Source organism: Undibacterium sp. GrIS 1.8 (genome assembly GCF_040544445.1).
Taxonomy (GTDB): domain Bacteria; phylum Pseudomonadota; class Gammaproteobacteria; order Burkholderiales; family Burkholderiaceae_D; genus Undibacterium.
The window spans coordinates 19,576-36,687 of record NZ_JBEONQ010000006.1; the positions used below are offsets into that span (position 1 = coordinate 19,576).

Annotated in this window: 15 protein-coding genes; 1 reads left to right on the plus strand and 14 read right to left on the minus strand. The window is 47.8% G+C overall.

From position 1 onward, the window contains the following. Positions 1-63: 63 nt before the first annotated feature. From AAKU64_RS04145 to AAKU64_RS04165, 5 genes are all read right to left on the minus strand, one after another. Positions 64-1,260 carry an acetyl-CoA C-acyltransferase gene (locus AAKU64_RS04145; protein WP_322121216.1) on the minus strand — a complete coding sequence of 399 codons (1,197 nt, stop codon included), beginning with the start codon at positions 1,258-1,260 and terminating at the stop codon, positions 64-66. A gap of 28 nt (positions 1,261-1,288) precedes the next feature. Further along, positions 1,289-3,691, minus strand: a complete 2,403-nt coding sequence (locus tag AAKU64_RS04150; protein ID WP_354361519.1) for a 3-hydroxyacyl-CoA dehydrogenase NAD-binding domain-containing protein — start codon at positions 3,689-3,691, stop codon at positions 1,289-1,291. 167 nt (positions 3,692-3,858) lie between these two features. Beyond that, positions 3,859-5,649 (minus strand): acyl-CoA dehydrogenase C-terminal domain-containing protein, encoded by a 1,791-nt coding sequence (locus tag AAKU64_RS04155; protein ID WP_354329596.1) that lies wholly within the window; start codon positions 5,647-5,649, stop codon positions 3,859-3,861. A gap of 140 nt (positions 5,650-5,789) precedes the next feature. Then, a complete protein-coding gene (locus AAKU64_RS04160) occupies positions 5,790-6,401 on the minus strand; it encodes a TetR/AcrR family transcriptional regulator (RefSeq protein WP_354329744.1) in 612 nt (203 codons plus the stop codon). A 330-nt stretch (positions 6,402-6,731) separates the two neighbouring features. Next, positions 6,732-7,106, minus strand: coding sequence for an RNA-binding S4 domain-containing protein (locus tag AAKU64_RS04165; protein WP_354329746.1), 375 nt, complete (start codon positions 7,104-7,106; stop codon positions 6,732-6,734). Between the two features lie 354 nt (positions 7,107-7,460). Here AAKU64_RS04165 and AAKU64_RS04170 point away from each other — a divergent pair, with 354 nt between their 5' ends. Beyond that, a complete protein-coding gene (locus tag AAKU64_RS04170; protein WP_322121213.1) occupies positions 7,461-8,093 on the plus strand; it encodes a TetR/AcrR family transcriptional regulator in 633 nt (210 codons plus the stop codon). A gap of 208 nt (positions 8,094-8,301) precedes the next feature. Here the strand turns inward: AAKU64_RS04170 and AAKU64_RS04175 are convergent, their stop codons facing one another. The 9 genes from AAKU64_RS04175 to AAKU64_RS04215 form a co-directional block, all read right to left on the minus strand. Continuing rightward, positions 8,302-8,430 carry a hypothetical protein gene (locus AAKU64_RS04175; protein WP_354329598.1) on the minus strand — a complete coding sequence of 43 codons (129 nt, stop codon included), beginning with the start codon at positions 8,428-8,430 and terminating at the stop codon, positions 8,302-8,304. A 117-nt stretch (positions 8,431-8,547) separates the two neighbouring features. After that, a complete protein-coding gene (locus AAKU64_RS04180; protein ID WP_354329600.1) occupies positions 8,548-9,396 on the minus strand; it encodes a DUF429 domain-containing protein in 849 nt (282 codons plus the stop codon). Further along, a complete protein-coding gene (locus tag AAKU64_RS04185) occupies positions 9,393-10,568 on the minus strand; it encodes a phospholipase D-like domain-containing protein (protein WP_354329602.1) in 1,176 nt (391 codons plus the stop codon). The genes AAKU64_RS04180 and AAKU64_RS04185 overlap by 4 nt, the downstream gene beginning before the upstream one ends. Continuing rightward, on the minus strand, positions 10,561-11,412 hold the full coding sequence (locus tag AAKU64_RS04190; protein ID WP_354329604.1) for an endonuclease/exonuclease/phosphatase family protein: 852 nt from the start codon (positions 11,410-11,412) through the stop codon (positions 10,561-10,563). Before AAKU64_RS04190 ends, AAKU64_RS04185 begins: the two co-directional genes overlap by 8 nt. 40 nt (positions 11,413-11,452) lie before the next feature. Further along, positions 11,453-11,905, minus strand: coding sequence for a dihydroneopterin triphosphate diphosphatase (gene nudB, locus AAKU64_RS04195; protein WP_354329606.1), 453 nt, complete (start codon positions 11,903-11,905; stop codon positions 11,453-11,455). A gap of 104 nt (positions 11,906-12,009) precedes the next feature. Then, on the minus strand, positions 12,010-13,815 hold the full coding sequence (aspS, locus tag AAKU64_RS04200; protein WP_354329608.1) for an aspartate--tRNA ligase: 1,806 nt from the start codon (positions 13,813-13,815) through the stop codon (positions 12,010-12,012). Positions 13,816-13,933: 118 nt separating this feature from the next. Next, the gene (locus AAKU64_RS04205) at positions 13,934-14,542 is read right to left on the minus strand and encodes a DUF502 domain-containing protein (protein WP_322121207.1); all 609 of its coding nucleotides are present in this window, start codon (positions 14,540-14,542) and stop codon (positions 13,934-13,936) included. Positions 14,543-14,643: 101 nt separating this feature from the next. Then, positions 14,644-15,006, minus strand: coding sequence for an FmdB family zinc ribbon protein (locus tag AAKU64_RS04210; RefSeq protein ID WP_354329610.1), 363 nt, complete (start codon positions 15,004-15,006; stop codon positions 14,644-14,646). Positions 15,007-15,239: 233 nt separating this feature from the next. After that, positions 15,240-16,664, minus strand: a complete 1,425-nt coding sequence (locus tag AAKU64_RS04215) for a high affinity choline transporter 1 (RefSeq protein WP_354329612.1) — start codon at positions 16,662-16,664, stop codon at positions 15,240-15,242. Positions 16,665-17,112 lie beyond the last annotated feature (448 nt).

The window sequence follows — 17,112 nt, forward strand, 5'->3', positions numbered from 1 at the left end:
TAGTACGTTGAGCATCGCAGGTTAAAGATCGAGTAGCGCGGTAGCTTAATCAAAGTCTTCCATTTACATGCGTTCGAAAATGCCTGCTGCCCCCATGCCGGTACCAACGCACATCGTCACCATGCCGTACTTCAGATTATTACGATGCAAAGCATGGATCGTGGTCGCAGAACGGATCGCGCCAGTCGCGCCCAACGGATGGCCGAGAGCAATCGCGCCGCCCATAGGATTGACTTTGGCTGGATCGAGACCGAGGTCTTGTACCACTGCCAGAGACTGCGCTGCAAAGGCTTCGTTCAGTTCAAACCAGTCGATCTGATCTTGCGTAATACCAGCGGCACGACATGCTGCAGGAATCGCTTCTTTAGGACCGATACCCATGATTTCTGGTGGTACGCCGCGTACTGCGAAGGACGCGAAACGTGCCAGCGGAGTCAGGTTGAATTGCTTCAAAATCTTTTCACTAACTAAGATCAGTGCGCCAGCACCGTCAGACGTTTGGGAGCTGTTACCCGCAGTCACACTACCTTTGTTTGCGAACACTGGGCGCAGTTTTGCCAAGCCTTCTAAGGATGTATCTGGACGTGCGCCTTCGTCACGGCTGACGGTGCGGGTTTTTAATTCGATCTCGCCAGTCAACAGATTTGGTACGCGGTCAATGATGTCAACCGAGGTAGTTTCTGCATCAAAGTAACCTGCGTTTTGCGCAGCGATGGCACGTTGATGGGATTGCAGGGCAAACGCATCTTGCGCTTCACGCGAGACTTTCCATTGTTGCGCGACCTTCTCTGCAGTCAGACCCATACCGTAGGCCATGCCGACGTTTTCATCTTTCAAAATCGCCATGTTCATGGATGGATTGTTACCCATCATTGGTACCATGGACATCGATTCAACACCGCCTGCGATCATGACATCTGCCTGACCGACGCGGATACGATCTGCCGCCATCGCCACTGCTGTGATACCGGATGCGCAATAACGATTGATGGTGACGCCACCGATGGTGTTTGGCAAACCTGCCAGCAAGATACCCATACGAGCCAGGTTCAGACCTTGCGGACCTTCTGGGAAAGAGCAGCCGATGATGGCGTCTTCTGCCAGTTTTGGATCAAGATTAGGTACTTGGGCAAATGCAGATTGCAATACGCGCACCAGCAAATCGTCAGGACGTGTATTACGGAACATGCCGCGACCAGATTTGCCGATCGGGGTCCGTGTTGCTGAGACGATGTAAGCGTCTTGAAGTTGTTTAGTCATGTTGTGTACTCCGATTATTATTTGCGTATCAGTTACGGACTGGCTTGCCAGTTTGCATCATGCCCATGATCCGCTCTTGCGTTTTTGGATGATTCAACAATTCCATAAACGCTTTGCGCTCCAGGTCGAGCAACCATTGTTCGCTGACCAGACTGCCATTGTCGATGTCGCCGCCGCTGACCACTTCGGCAATCATCTTACCAAGCTTGTAATCATGTGCAGAGATGAAACCGCCATCACGCATATTGATCAATTGCGCAGCGATCGAGGCGATACCGTGACGACCAGTGACTGGCACCAGCTTGCGCATTGGTGCGCGATAGCCTGCATCAAACATAGCGCGTGCTTCGACTTTTGCTATATGCAACAACTCGTAAGCATTGAATACGATCACGTCGTCTTGCGACAGGTAACCCATTTTTTGCGCTTCTAATGCAGACTTAGATACCGCGGCTGTCGCTGCATTGGTGAAATAGTTCTTCAGGAATTGCAGCAAGTCAGTACCTTTGGCATCGGCTGCAGCACGGACTGCGGCTTCTTTCAAACCACCACCGCCTGGTACCAGACCTACACCAACTTCGACCAGACCAATATAGGATTCGATAGAAGCCACGCGTTTCGCTGCGTGCATCATCAGTTCGCAACCACCGCCGAGTGCCAGACCGGCAACTGCAGCGACGACAGGTACATTAGCGTATTTCAAACCTTGATGTGCTTGTTGCAGACGCGAGATCGCTGGCTCGATGGCTTTGACGCCACCAGACATAAACAATGGCAACATCGCTTGCAAATCAGCACCTGCTGAGAAGGCACCGCCTTCGGCTGCATCAGCATTCCAGATTACCAGACCTTTGTAATTCTTCTCGGCTTCGGCAATCGCTTTTTCCATGCCTTCGATTACGCCAGGACCAATCACGTGCATCTTAGTCTTCATGGACAAGATCAGTACGTCATCAGGCTTCTGATCAGTACCCTGGTGCCAGATACGCACGGAGTCATCTTCGAAGAAAGTCGTGCCTGCGGTTGCACCAGTCGGTGCACCAGCGCCCAATACCGGAGCGCGGAAAGCCTGACGGTCATATACCGCTAATGTAGAACGTGGTACATAAGTGCTGCTAGCCGCTGACCAGGAGCCTTCTGCTGTATGTACGCCTGTGCGTCCGTCAAATACCCAAGCTGGCAAGGGTGCGTTACACAATGCTTTACCCGCATCAATATCCTCTTTCACCCAACCAGCAACTTCTTGCCAGCCGGATGCTTGCCATGTCTCGAACGGACCGACATTCCAGCCGAAGCCCCAACGCATTGCGAAATCGATGTCGCGTGCATTGTCGGCAATCGTTGCGCTATGTACAGCGATGTAGTGAAAAGCATCGCGGAAAATCGCCCACAGGAACTGTGCCTGTACATTGGTCGATTCACGCAAGGTCTTCATTTTCTTGACGGGATCTTTTTCTTTCAGCATACGGGCAACAACGTCATCCGCTTTCGCGCCACCAGTCACATATTGTGCTGTGGCGAAATCGAGGCGCTGAATATCTTTGCCTACTTTTTTATAGAAACCTGCGCCAGTTTTGGAACCCAGTGCACCGGCGGCAACCAGTTTCGCTAATACTTCTGGTGTTTTGTAGACAGCAAAAAATGGATCGTCGGACAAATTATCTTGCATCGTTTTGATGACATGACCCATCGTGTCCAGACCTACGACGTCGGCAGTACGGAAAGTACCGGACGAAGCGCGGCCGAGTTTTTTACCGGTCAGATCATCGACGACATCGACGGACAAGCCGAATTTTTCTGCTTCATGAATCGTGGCGAGCATACCGAAAATACCAACACGGTTGGCGATGAAGTTCGGTGTATCTTTGGCGCGTACAACGCCTTTGCCCAATGAGGTAGTCAGGAAACCTTCGAGCTGGTCGATGATTTCTGGACGGGTTGCTACCGTCGGTATTAATTCAACCAGGTGCATGTAGCGCGGTGGGTTGAAGAAATGCACGCCGCAGAAACGGGCTTTTAATTCAGCCTCAAAACCTTCAGACAAGGCCGTAATGGACAGACCAGATGTATTCGATGCGAAGATCGCGTTTGGTGCGATGTAAGGGGACACTTTCTTATACAGATCATGCTTCCAGTCCATGCGCTCAGCAATCGCTTCAATGATCAGGTCGCAACCTTTGAGTAATTCCAGATTGTCTTCGTAATTAGCGACTTCAATCAGGGCTGCGTCATCTTTGTTGCCGAACGGAGCAGGACTCAATTTTTTCAGGTTCTCGATCGCGCGCAAAACGATACCGTTTTTCGGGCCTTCTTTGGCTGGCAGATCAAACAATACGACAGGTACTTTTGCGTTGATGCAGTGCGCAGCAATTTGCGCGCCCATCACACCGGCACCAAGAACGGCGACTTTTTTAACGATGAAATTGGTCATTTTTAACCTCATGTGGAATTCGTAGAACAACGAAAAGCAATTTCTTTGTGCCCTCTCTCAATGACGAGAGAGGCTTAGATCTCACAGGGTGCGCCATGCGCACCATTTGAAATGAAAGAGAGGCGTAAAGGTGTGTATGTTGCACCCCACGCCTGCTCAGTATTTCATCAGAACAAATCAGCTTCGAGCGATAACAGATTTGCAGAACCAGAACGTGCCTGACGGATCAGCATCGCTGTTTCTGGATACAGACGTGCAAAGTAGAAACGAATTGTCGCTAATTTTGCTTTGTAGAAGGTGTCGCCGGAATCTTGTTTTTCCAGAGCGATTTTTGCCATTTGCGCGAAGAAATAGCTGTATACCATATGACCGACAACACGCAGATACGGTACAGCAGCAGCACCGACTTCATCTGGATTCTGGAACGCCTTCATACCGATTTCCATTGTCAACTTAGTGACCTTATCGCCCAGCTCAGCCAACGGAGTAACGAATTCGCTCATTGCTTCATTGGTACCATTGGCTTCAACAAATGCTTGTACTTTTGCACCGAACTTACGCAACTTAGCACCGTTATCACCCAAGACTTTACGACCTAACAAATCCAAAGACTGGATCGTATTAGTGCCTTCGTAAATCATGTTGATACGTGAATCACGTACATATTGCTCCATGCCCCACTCAGCGATAAAACCGTGGCCGCCGTATACCTGCATACATTCAGAGGTGGCTGTCCATGCGTTATCGGTGATGAAGGCTTTGATGATTGGTGTCAGTAATGCGACTTCATCAGCGCATTCTTTGCGGACTTCTTCATCAGGATGATTTAATTCTTTATCCAGCTGCAAAGCGACATAGGCACAAAATGCACGTCCACCCTCTGCGTAGGCTTTGGCGGTGAATAACATACGACGCACATCAGCATGCACGATGATAGGATCGGCTGGTTTGTCTGGTGCTTTTACGCCAGACAAGCTGCGCATTTGCAGACGATCTTTTGCGTAAATCAGCGCATTTTGGTAAGCGATTTCAGTCAAGCCCAGGGATTGCATACCCACACCCAGACGTGCTGCATTCATCATGACGAACATCGCGTTGAGGCCTTTGTTCGGCTGACCGATCAACCAACCTTTTGCGCCGTCCATATTCATCTGGCAAGTTGAGTTGCCATGGATGCCCATTTTTTCTTCGATCGCGCCGCAGAAAATAGGATTACGCGCACCAACGCTGCCATCCGCATTAGGTAAAAATTTAGGCACGATGAACAGAGAAATACCTTTGGAGCCTTCTGGTGCGCCAGGCAAACGTGCCAGCACCAGATGCACGATGTTATCAACCATGTCGTGCTCACCAGCGGAGATAAAAATCTTCGCGCCGGAGATCATGTAGGAGCCATCAGCTTGTGGCTCGGCTTTAGAACGCAACATACCAAGATCAGTGCCGCAATGTGGCTCAGTCAGGCACATTGTTCCAGTCCACTCGCCGCTGATCAGTTTTGGCAAGTACAAATCTTTCTGTTCTTGTGTACCGTGTTCGTGGATACATTCGTATGCGCCGTGTGATAAACCTGGGTACATAGTCCAGGCTTGATTGGCAGAATTCATCATTTCGTAAAATGAATTATTCAGCACCAGTGGCAAGCCTTGGCCGCCGTATTCCGGGTCGCAAGACAATGCTGGCCAGCCAGCTTCTACGTATTGTTTGTAGGCTTCTTTAAAGCCTTTTGGTGTGGTAACAGCGTGCGTTACTTTGTCGTGATGGCAGCCTTCACGATCGCCAGAATGGTTTAATGGGAACAAGACTTGCGAAGTGAATTTGCCACCTTCTTCTAACACTTGATTGATGATATCGGCATCAATTTCTTCGTATTTTGGCAAATGCTTTAGTTCGCCTTCTACGGCTAACAGCTCATGCAGAACGAACTGCATATCACGCAAGGGAGCGACGTATTGACCCATGATTTTCTCCTGAAGACTAAAAAGTAAAACAAAATTAAGACGGCGTTATTACATTCTTTATGACTACTTACCTGGCGACGATTTAAGTGATCGCTTGTTGATCACTTACAAGCCACTTATTGATGGCTTGTTAAATCGAATTAAGCCGTGACAGCTTTTTCCAGTTGCGGCGCATAACATTCAATTAATCTTTCAAACCCTGCTGCGGCTCTTTCTACACTGCCTGGTTTGCGTAAAAACCGTGCGTCGTGGTGTAGCGCCAAAATCAGCCCATACATTTCATACACGATCTGCTCCGGGTCTACGTCTTGATCCAAGTGCCCCAACTGTATTGCCAAAGTCGCGGCACGACGCAATGCGCCTTGCCATGCATGCACCATACCGACCAATTCATCGCGGATGGGACCTTGGCGATCATCGTATTCGGCTGCGCCGCTGATATAGATGCAACCGGAGGCGATTTCAACCGTGACGCGTTTGACCCATAAGGCAAACATGGATTGCAAACGCGGCAGACCACGTTCTTCTTTCATGCTGGGATAAAACACTTCTTGCTCAAAATGATGGTGATACAACTTCAGCACTTCGATCTGCAAATCTTCACGCGAGCCGAAATGAGCAAACACGCCAGACTTGCTCATGTTCATTTTGTCGGCCAGCAAACCTATGGTTAAACCTTCGATACCATCGCGGCTAGCGGCGTCTAAGGCCACATCCAAAATGGCGGCGCGGGTAAGTTCGCCTTTACGCATAAATTTCGATGTCATATTCATATTACATTTTTCGTATTGAAATGATGCACAGACGCACAACTATGATGCAAACATGTGAATTAATCGAACGCTCGTACTATTAAGCACAGCGCACTAAAAGTCAAACTAGAAAACGGCTTTAGAGGAGAGTATCTATTTAGAGGACGACAATTTGGGACTAAACACCTAAGGTAAATCATTGATACTCACCTGGCTCCTAAGTTTTTGGACTTACGAGAATTGCTTGATATTACTGAATAAGGATTTTTTCTGAGGCCAGTATTGAGGCTATATATAAATCAAATATCAAACTAAAGTCTCCCGCCCTTTTTAATTTCTGCTGAAATCGAGTAAACGCCGGTCTCGCTTGGTAGGACGTCCGGTGAGTGTAGCACTCGGTTCGCGGAAATATTTTCTGTCTTGTGCAAGCTTGGCTCGCTGAGCGATGCTGGCATCGGTTTCTTGATACATGCTCTGTGCAACTACAGCGGAGCCACGCGTATCAGATATCCGCAGCACTTGAATAACCCAAATTTGGTCAGCGTGATGAATTTCTAGCAGATCACCAGGCTTGACGTTATGGGCAGGCTTAATACGTTCTTCGTTTTGCAGCACACGTCCTAATTCGACCGCATTGGTGGCGAGGGTACGAGTCTTAAAAAATCTGGCAGCCCATAGCCATTTGTCGATTCTGATACTGTTCATTTGCCCTAAAACTTGTCCCACGATTGTCCCGTTTATATGTGCCTAGTGTGTCGTCAAACTGTCGTCAATTTGTCGTTAATATGCAATTTGGCTGTCTGACCAGTCCGGGTAGAGTCTCATTTTTTCTCTCCTGACCAAGCTCTGACTGTTTACAAAGTCTTGGGTTTAGATCAGAAACATTGTGCATTTTTGTTTTATTGAATGTATTTCACCCCCCACTCAATTACAAGAGATTTGTTGGGCACTGTGAACAGGTTGCACAAAGAAAGTGCAAATGCTGCGCCGCGCATAGACAAATGCTTGTACGGTCGTACAATCCGCAGACCAAGCAATTGCTTTCTAATAAAGATTCCCATGAGCTCATTAGATGATCTAAGCGGAAGAAAACGCGCGATTTTGATTGCTGCGGAGAAGTGTTTTGCAGAGCAAAGCTACCAGGGTGTATCGATACGCGATATTGCTCATGAAGCTGGCGTGCCAGTCGCACTGGTGGGATATTATTTTGGCGCAAAAAATGAGTTGTATCACGCCATCTACGAGCACCATAGCAGCTATATGGCAGAGCGCCTGTCAGAGCTGCGGCTGGCGAAATTACATACCAATCCCGAAGTCGCCTTAAACGCCATTATTGCCGCCTTTATTACTCCGGTGTTAAAACTGAATGAGCAGGATCATGGCGTTAATTTCTCGCGCATTGTGATGCGCGGCGTGGTAGATAGGCATGAGGCGAGCGACCGGATTACCCGTGAGTTTTATGATCCCATGGCAAGAGAATTTATCGCCGCCTTAAGCGGCGCTTTGCCTACGGCATCCAAAGCCACTGTTTTCTGGTGCTATCAATTTGCACTTGGGGCGTTATTGCATCACGTGGTGGATACGCGGATTGAGCGTTTATCAGAAGGATTATGTCCGGCACGTAATGCCGCTGTTGCTGCGCCCTATTTATTGCGATTTATTACTGCCGGGATACAGGCAGCAGCGGGATAAACAAGGGATAGAACACTTAGGTTAAAAGAATGGTTGCGGTGCGACTACGGCGCCATAGTGAACAGGTCGTCTAAGCCGGCAATCAATATACTCCCCCAATTTTTTAATAAATAATGCCAAATGTCCAATGATTAATTGGACGTCTTAAATATACTATATAGGAGTATATTTAATCCTTGATACATTTACGATAAATCAGGAAGACTATTTAACCCAGATTTTCCATTGGAACAGCGACAAGTGTGCCTTTGGCGAACTGACTGGCTAGACGCGACGACGACGCAAGCTGCATCTTGCTAGGAGGAGCAACAACGCCAGGCAGTTTCGCCAAAGGCACACTTGTCGCTCTAGCGTTCCCACTCAAATCGCGGTGGTGCTATCCCTCTGAAGACCGCACGCCGTCTGGGTTTCTGCGAAGTGGTAGCGATCTAATGGAAAATCTGGGTTTATCCAGCTAAGCACCAACAATCCACCCCTCCAGCGCATCAAACCGAGGTAAGCCGAAATCAGCATCACGTCGCTGCCAGCCCCAAGCTGCCAGTACTGCACACAAGGCAGCATCCAGATAGTCACCGCTACCATCCTCCAATAATTGCTGACGGAATTCGCCGCAACCCAGGCGAATCTGCCAGGGCGTATTGCCGGCTTCCAAAGCATCAATTATTTGCGCTCTGGCGTCGCGCCGCTCTGAAGTCTGTTTGCGCTTATCGTCGCTTTTATAAGATGCACGGGTGATACTGCGTGCCACCATGCCAGGATAAGCCTCTAGCGCGATTCTGGCCTCTGCATAGTCGTTGTGTGCAGGGTTTGTAGCGTCACCAGAATAGATGCCGGGCAAGTGCAGTCCTGCACGCAACAAACGTGGTGCACCGGCATGCAACATGTAGGCAACGGGCGGATTAACCCATTTCATCGACGGTGATGAATTGGCAGGAATATCGGTGGCGCGGTGGGCAAATTTATTACCGGCTGGTCGTGCATCGCAAAAAGCTTTGAATAGCGCGCGCATTTCAGCACGAGTAATGCCTTCTAAATGTCGCATCAAATCCACCCAGTTATCAGGCCAAGCCAGATGCTCTATTAGTTCTCGCGGTAAAGAAAAAGGCAAATCAAAGCCAGCCAACCAAGGCCCGGGGCTTTGTAGCCAGACATCAAATTGATCAAAGTCAGACAAAGACGCTAGCGATTGCAGCACCAAGGTCGGCTGCTCATCTCCCCTTGCAGGCTGTAGTTCTGCGGCGGCAATCGTAATTCCTTTGCGCTTGCTCGGTGCAGAGGTAAAGTCAACGCCGTACAGCTTCATGAGGTATAGCCGCCTAGCGTCACAATCCGCATCAGGCTACGATAAACCATATACGCAAAACCGTACCAAGCACGCTTATACCAAGGCTGATTGGCATAGTCCGCCGCGATGATGGCGACGCCATCGGCAATACCCTGCTCCAGATGCGCCGTCAGATTTTCTGTAAAACCAACATCGCGGATCACGACATTGGCTTCTTGATTGACGAATAAACTCAGACCATCAAAATTACTCGACCCGACGGTGGCCCAGTTATGGTCAATCACCGCGACTTTGGCATGCAAAGCCGTTTTACGGCACTCGACAATTTTGACACCGTGCTTCAGTAACTTTGGATAAAAAGAATGTGTCACTGCATCTTGCAAATGGAACTGACCCACGCCTACCAGCAAGGTCACATCAACACCGCGACTGGCGGCAGAGATTAAGGCACTACGGAATTTCCTGCCGGGAGCAAAGTAAGGATTAGCAAGTATCGCGCGCTTTCTGGCGAATCCTAATGCATGTAAATAGGCGCTCTGTATGGTGGCGCGATTACGCAAATTATCCCGTACCACAAAAGTAGCCAACATTGGCTGATGCGAGTTTTCCTGATCCTCGTCATGTAATCGTCTTAATAGTTGAAAGCGCGATTTTAGATTTAAACGTCCCAACCTCATCCATTGGGTTGCCACTTCTAAACGGATATGTTCTACCAAAGCACCAACCACATGCACCGCAAAGTCCCAACGCGGCGATGTCAAAATTTCTCCAGAACCGTGGTCAGCAATTAAGTCATCAATAATATTCAGGCCACCGACAAAAGCGCAACGCTGATCAATCACACAAATTTTTCTGTGGGTACGCGCCAGACCACGTCTGAACCAGGGATTAAAACTGCGACACTCGACCCCTGATTGAATAAAATGATGAACTAAAGCATCTGATTGCCGGCCACCGCTGCCTAACCAGTCAATGATGACTCGTACCATCACGCCACGTTGTGCAGCGCGCACCAAAGCTTGCTGCACACGCATGGCAGTGGGATCATTTACATCGTTTGAGAAGATGTAGGTTTGTAGATAAATTTCTTTTTGCGCCGCGTCTATTTCTTCGACCAGGGAAGAAAAATACTCGGCACCACAACATAGCAAGCGCACCTCATTACCAGAAACAAACTGGAGCTTACGCATGGGTCTTATCAGACGTCAGGTCGAGCAGGAGACTTGAATTTTTTGTTGACTCTGGAGCTATTACAGAGATCAGCTCTAGCGTTGCCACAATCGGTACGTGATCAGATAATTTAGTCCACGGCGCACCAGTCATGACTTGCGCTTTTTCTATTTTAAAACCACGGACATAAACGCGATCCAGACGTAAAAAAGGCAAGCCTGCTGGAAAAGTTCGTCCATGCTGAATACTACTTTTACGCGAAAAAAAAATACTATTGCCTGTCGTTGGAATCACATTATCAAATACTTCTGTCACACCTAAGCCCTGGTACAAACTGGCGCTCAAATGATTTTGCCAATCATTAAAATCACCCGCAATGATCAGCGGTGCGTCAGCCGGCAAACTATGTTTAATCTGATTAATCAGTGCCTGTACCTGACGACGGCGACTCGCTGCAAACAAACCCAGATGAATCACAAAACAATGGATATCGGCACCAGGTGTGCCTATCACTGCGTGCAAAATCCCGCGCTGCTCATAAGCATGATCGGAGACATCATGATTAGTAAAATCAGAAATCGCAAAACGGCTTAGCAACGCGTTTCCGTGGTGCCCGTGTTCATATATTGCGTTCATTCCGTAAGCGGAATGATGCGATTCGCCAGCCAAAAAATCATGTTGAGATTGCTCTGGCCAATGCGCATGTTTCGCTGCATGCAGATCATGCTGACCTTGCACCTCTTGCAAAAATACCAGATCAGCATCCAGCAAATCAATCGCAGCTTTGATGTCATGGATACGTGTGCGTCGTCCAAATGCACTGACGCCCTTGTGAATATTGTAGGTCGCAATCCGTAATTTCATGGGAAAATCAATCAATGATGAACAAAGTAGTAAAGGACAATCATACGAGCGCGTGCATTGCAGGTAACTGCAAAATCGCTTCCGCATTGGAGGAAGAAAAGCAACGATCCGCGGCCTCACGGTATGGCAACCAACAGTATTGCACATGCTCGCGCGGTGCTAGCTGAATTGGGATATTTCGTGGCACACACAGACCAAATACATGCTCGGTGTTTTGCGTCACACCGGGAGCATAACGATGTCGCCAAATCGGGTAAATTTCATAAATATTAGAAATCCTCCAGTCACTCAGTACGATACCAGCCGCACTGGAGTCGATCCCGGTTTCCTCCATCACTTCTCGCTGTGCAGTGAGTAATAAGGGTTCATCCAGACTATCTTTAGAACCAGTAACCGACTGCCAAAAATCGGGCTGGTCGGCACGTTCGATTAGCAAAACATCTAAGTCTTTGGTGTAAATAATGACCAGTACAGATTCAGGAATTTTAACCATGTTATCCAATAAAAAAAGGCGCGGAATACCGCGCCCTGATTATGCCTTATGGATGGCTTGTTTGCTGATCAACACTGTTGATTACCACCGTTGATGATCGCTACTTATGCCTTGATTACCGGTTCAGCGGTACGCAAACGGATATGCAATTCTTTTAATTGCTTTTCATCTACAGCAGACGGTGCTTGCGTCAACAAACATTGCGCACGTTGTGTCTTAGGGAAAGCGATCACGTCACGGATAGATTCTGCACCCGTCATCATCGTCACAATACGATCCAGACCAAACGCCAGGCCACCATGCGGAGGCGCGCCGTATTGCAAGGCATCTAGCAAGAAACCAAACTTGAGTTGCGCTTCTGCGTCGTCAATCTTCAATGCACGGAATACTTTGCTTTGTACATCAGCGCGATGGATGCGGACAGAACCGCCGCCCAATTCCCAGCCATTCAAGACCATATCGTAGGCTTTGGCGATGCACTTGCCCGGATCAGTTTCCATAAAATCTTCATGACCGTCTTTTGGTGCAGTGAAAGGATGGTGCGTCGCAGTCCAACGATCATTTTCTTCATCATGCTCAAACATAGGGAAGTCGATGACCCACAATGGCTTCCAGACGTTTTCAAACAAGCCGTTAGCTTTACCAAATTCACTATGACCGATTTTGACGCGCAAAGCACCGATCGCATCATTCACCACTTTAGCTTTGTCCGCTCCGAAGAAAATCAGATCGCCATCTTGAGCGCCAGTCAATTCTAAAATCTGTGCGATCGCTGCATCATGGATATTTTTAACGATTGGAGACTGCAAACCATCACGGCCTTTGGCTTTTTCATTCACTTTGATGTAAGCCAGACCTTTAGCACCATAGATCGCGACGAACTGCGTGTAAGCATCGATCTCGGAACGTGGCATGTTAGAGCCGCCCGGTACGCGCAAGCCGACTACGCGACCGCCATCCATATTTGCTGCGCCAGAGAAGACTTTAAAATCAACGTCCTTCATTACTGCCGTCAAATCGGTGAATTGCAGCTTAACGCGCATATCTGGTTTGTCAGAACCGTATAGCCCCATCGCTTCAGCAAAATCCATTACCGGGAAAGGATTTGGTAAATCGATATCTAGCGTGTTTTTGAATACCAGACGTATCATGCCCTCAAACATATCGCGGATTTCTTGTTCATTCATGAACGAGGTTTCGCAATCGATCTGGGTAAATTCTGGTTGACGATCAGCACGCAAATCTTCATCGCGGAAGCATTTGGTAATTTGGTAATAGCGATCAAAGTTGGCGACCATCAGCAACTGCTTGAACAATTGCGGTGACTGCGGCAACGCAAAGAAACTACCGGCGTTGACACGAGATGGCACCAAATAATCGCGTGCGCCCTCTGGCGTAGATTTGGTCAACATCGGCGTTTCGATATCGATGAAACCATTCGCATCTAGGAACTTACGCACTTCCATCGTCACTTTATAACGCAGACGCAAATTGTTTTGCATTTGCGGGCGACGCAGATCCAAGACGCGATGTGTCAGGCGAGTTGTTTCAGATAAATTGTCGTCGTCGAGCTGGAACGGTGGTGTAACCGAAGGATTGAGCACTTCAACATTGTGTGCCAGCACTTCGATTTTGCCGGATTTCAAATTAGCATTAACGGTACCGTCAGGACGGCTACGGACTACGCCAGTGATGCGCAGACAGAACTCGTTACGGACTGATTCTGCGGCTTTAAATACGTCGGCGCGATCAGGATCGCAGACAACTTGCACCAGACCTTCGCGGTCACGTAAATCGATAAAAATAACACCGCCGTGATCACGGCGACGATGCACCCAGCCGCACAGGCTAACGGTTTGGCCGAGTAATTCCTCAGTGGTGAGGCCGCAATAGTGAGTACGCATGGACATATTTTCTTACCTGTCTGTTTTAAATTTATACAAAATTACGTTAATTTTTGATACCCAATGACTCTATGATTTTTATCTTGATATGAAATCAAGCGCTAAAAACCCAGCAATATTGCCTTTATTTTTTTTCAACTGGCAGTTGATCGGGAGCGACTACGCCCATTGATACAATATATTTTAGGGCGGCATCAACACTCATATCTAATTCGATTGCATCTGCTTTTGGTACCATCAGAAAAAATCCTGATGTTGGATTTGGCGTAGTCGGCACGTAAATACTAACGTAATCGCCATCCAGATACTGAACGACATCCCCGCCTGGAACTCCAGTGAGAAAACCGATAGTCCACGATCCTTGACGTGGGTACTGTACCAACACGGCCTTACGAAAAGCGTTACCGGAAGACGAAAATAAAGTATCCGAAACCTGCTTAACACTGGAGTAAATCGAATTGACGATAGGAATGCGGTTTAGCAAGCCCTCCCAAATCTTGACCACATAATTGCCAATAAAATTTTGTGTCAGCAAACCCGTGACGAAAATAATTAGCAACGTCAGGATAGTACCTAGGCCCGGAATTTTAAAACCAAACAGTGCTTCTGGCCGCCACTGCTCAGGTAACAGGAGCAATGACTGATCCATTGTGCTGATAATGGCATGCAATACCCATAAGGTAATGGCTAAAGGCACCAATATCAGTAAGCCTGTAATAAAGTATTTACGCATTTATTTGTCTAACAGCCAATGGAATTAAGGTCAATTTAAGGTCGTGACTGAATCAGATGTTTTCGTCCAGTAGTTTCGTCCAGCACGGAGGTTTATCGCAATCAGGATGTGCTAGTAGGCGTAGCAGAAGTCAGATTGCTGGCACTGGTTGGACTATTTGCACTAGTAGTACTCGCCGTAACACTAGTTGCATCGGTTCCGCTGCCCTTGCCAGACTCCGCACTAGCGGAAGAAGGCGCATCCGACTCGGAATTTGCCACTGGCGCAGTTGCTCCACCAGAACCGCCACGAAAATCCGTCACATACCAGCCAGAACCCTTAAGCTGAAAACCAGCAGCCGTTACCTGCTTTTTAAAACTTGATTTGCCACAAGAGGGGCAATTGCTCAGAGGATCGTCAGACATTTTCTGCAATACATCCTTGGCAAAACCACACTCTTCACAGCGATAAGCATAGATAGGCATCTTCGTTCATCCAGAAAACTTGTAAAACCCTGAATTATAAAGGTTTTCCCGGCCTCAATGCCGATCTTATTGAGCAATTTAGGACTTGCACAAAATTGTCTCAGCAAGGCGTAGCGACGAAGACTGTACTACATACCTAAGTTACTAAGCCCCGGAGCTACAACGCTTTGGGGAGGTTTTGCGTAAGTCATACAAGTTATTCACCAAGAATCCAGGCCGAGGTCAGACCAACCTCAGACTGCAGCTTGCCTTGGAGTGAATTGCGGTAACAAAGAACCAACAATCATACTGACCATGCTGACCACAACACCGACCAGTTGCGGAGGCCATAAACCCTCAGGACTTTGAATTTCCAAAAATATCCATGAAGTCAAACCCAGCACTATCGATGCTAAAGCACCTTGGGTGGTAGCACGCTTCCAATACAAACCAAAAGCAAGCGGCACAAAGGCAGCGACCAAAGTCACTTTATAAGCATTTTCAACCATTTTATAGATGCTAGAACCTGTGTTCATTGCAAACAGCGTCACTATCAGCGTGAACACCAACACGACGGAGCGCATCATAAAAAGGAATTGCTTATCCGTTTGCTTGGGGAAAAATGCCTTCAAAATATTTTCAGAGAAAGTGACTGAAGGTGCCAGCAAGGTAGCGCTGGCACAGCTCTTAATTGCAGATAGCAAAGCGCCGAAGAACATCACTTGCGCCAGCATTGGCACTTTGGTCATGATCAGCGTCGGTAAAATCAGTTGTGAATCCTTGTCGATCAAGCTTTCGACCATTTTTGGATCGATCATGGTGGCAGAATAGGCTAAGAACATAGGAATGAAGGCAAAGCAAAAATACAATACGCCGCCCAGAACAGAGGCGTTACCAGCGATTTTTTCATTTTTAGACGAGGCTACCCGTTGAAACACGTCCTGCTGTGGAATAGATCCCAACATCATCGTGATCCATGCAGCAAAGAACCAAAGGGCATCTTTGGCATTGGGTGCAGGCCAAAATTCCAGCTTGCCGGCATTCGCGGCATGCGCAATCACATTACCTGCGCCACCGACCATGCCAGAGACTTCCCAGCCTATGTACAACATGCCAATCACGATAATAATCATCTGTAAAAAATCAGTAATTGCTACCGACCACATACCGCCCATCAAGGTATAAATCAGCACACTGGCAGCGCCGATCATCATGCCCAGATCCATAGAAATTGCACCACCCGACACCACGTTAAATACCAGACCCAATGCCTTAATTTGCGCGGCAACCCAACCGAGATACGACACCACGATACATAAGGTGACCAGGACTTCTACCGTGCGGCCAAACTTATTGCGGTAGTAGTCGCCGATCGTCAGTAAGTTCATACGGTATAACGGACGAGCAAAAAACAGCCCGACAAAAATCAAACACAGCGATGAGCCAAAAGGATCGGCGACGACTCCCCTCAGACCATCTTTCACAAAAGTGGAAGAAATCCCCAGCACCGTTTCTGACCCAAACCAGGTCGCAAATACAGTCGCGGTGACGATGTACATAGGCAGTGCACGGCCAGCCACTGCATAGTCTTTGGAGTTATTCACGTAGCGGGCGGCGTATAAACCGATACCGATTGAGATAATCCAGTACAGAATGACAAACCAGATAAGAGTATTCATGAATGTGCGAGCGAATAAGATGTCAAAAGACACGAAAAAGTGTCAATAAAAATGGCTTGAAAATTTACTGGGAGAATTATAACGGCAAGTTACAAGAGGTTTAACCCAGATGTGCATAAAAACAAAGGGAGTTTGTAACTTAATTGTTGCTGGTAATTTTTTATCTATCCAGAGCAATATGTGCTCTGGGCTAGCTTACTAAGCTTGCTTTGCAGATCAAGATAATCATAGACTTGACTGAAAACCCAAATTTCTTTGTCCATACAATCTGCGCCTCCCGGGCCAATATACCCCGGAAAGGCTTATAAACATTGGAGGTTAAATTTGGGAGATTTCCAAAAACTTTTACCGTGAGGTAAATAAACTCTGGCGCCAGGCAGAGTTTGCTGACATCGATGCAGCAACTTATCGGTATTTTGGAGCGGTAAGGTTTGAAATGATCACGACC

Excerpts from the sequence above, each read along its gene's own strand:
- AAKU64_RS04205 (WP_322121207.1), bottom strand. The coding sequence starts at position 14,542 with ATGCGTAAATACTTTATTACAGGCTTACTGATATTGGTGCCTTTAGCC.
- AAKU64_RS04215 (WP_354329612.1), bottom strand. The coding sequence starts at position 16,664 with ATGAATACTCTTATCTGGTTTGTCATTCTGTACTGGATTATCTCAATC.
- aspS (WP_354329608.1), bottom strand. The coding sequence starts at position 13,815 with ATGTCCATGCGTACTCACTATTGCGGCCTCACCACTGAGGAATTACTC.
- AAKU64_RS04150 (WP_354361519.1), bottom strand. The coding sequence starts at position 3,691 with ATGACCAATTTCATCGTTAAAAAAGTCGCCGTTCTTGGTGCCGGTGTG.
- AAKU64_RS04165 (WP_354329746.1), bottom strand. The coding sequence starts at position 7,106 with ATGAACAGTATCAGAATCGACAAATGGCTATGGGCTGCCAGATTTTTT.
- nudB (WP_354329606.1), bottom strand. The coding sequence starts at position 11,905 with ATGGTTAAAATTCCTGAATCTGTACTGGTCATTATTTACACCAAAGAC.
- AAKU64_RS04170 (WP_322121213.1), top strand. The coding sequence starts at position 7,461 with ATGAGCTCATTAGATGATCTAAGCGGAAGAAAACGCGCGATTTTGATT.
- AAKU64_RS04160 (WP_354329744.1), bottom strand. The coding sequence starts at position 6,401 with ATGCGTAAAGGCGAACTTACCCGCGCCGCCATTTTGGATGTGGCCTTA.
- AAKU64_RS04185 (WP_354329602.1), bottom strand. The coding sequence starts at position 10,568 with ATGCGTAAGCTCCAGTTTGTTTCTGGTAATGAGGTGCGCTTGCTATGT.
- AAKU64_RS04145 (WP_322121216.1), bottom strand. The coding sequence starts at position 1,260 with ATGACTAAACAACTTCAAGACGCTTACATCGTCTCAGCAACACGGACC.
- AAKU64_RS04180 (WP_354329600.1), bottom strand. The coding sequence starts at position 9,396 with ATGAAGCTGTACGGCGTTGACTTTACCTCTGCACCGAGCAAGCGCAAA.
- AAKU64_RS04190 (WP_354329604.1), bottom strand. The coding sequence starts at position 11,412 with ATGAAATTACGGATTGCGACCTACAATATTCACAAGGGCGTCAGTGCA.
- AAKU64_RS04210 (WP_354329610.1), bottom strand. The coding sequence starts at position 15,006 with ATGCCTATCTATGCTTATCGCTGTGAAGAGTGTGGTTTTGCCAAGGAT.
- AAKU64_RS04155 (WP_354329596.1), bottom strand. The coding sequence starts at position 5,649 with ATGGGTCAATACGTCGCTCCCTTGCGTGATATGCAGTTCGTTCTGCAT.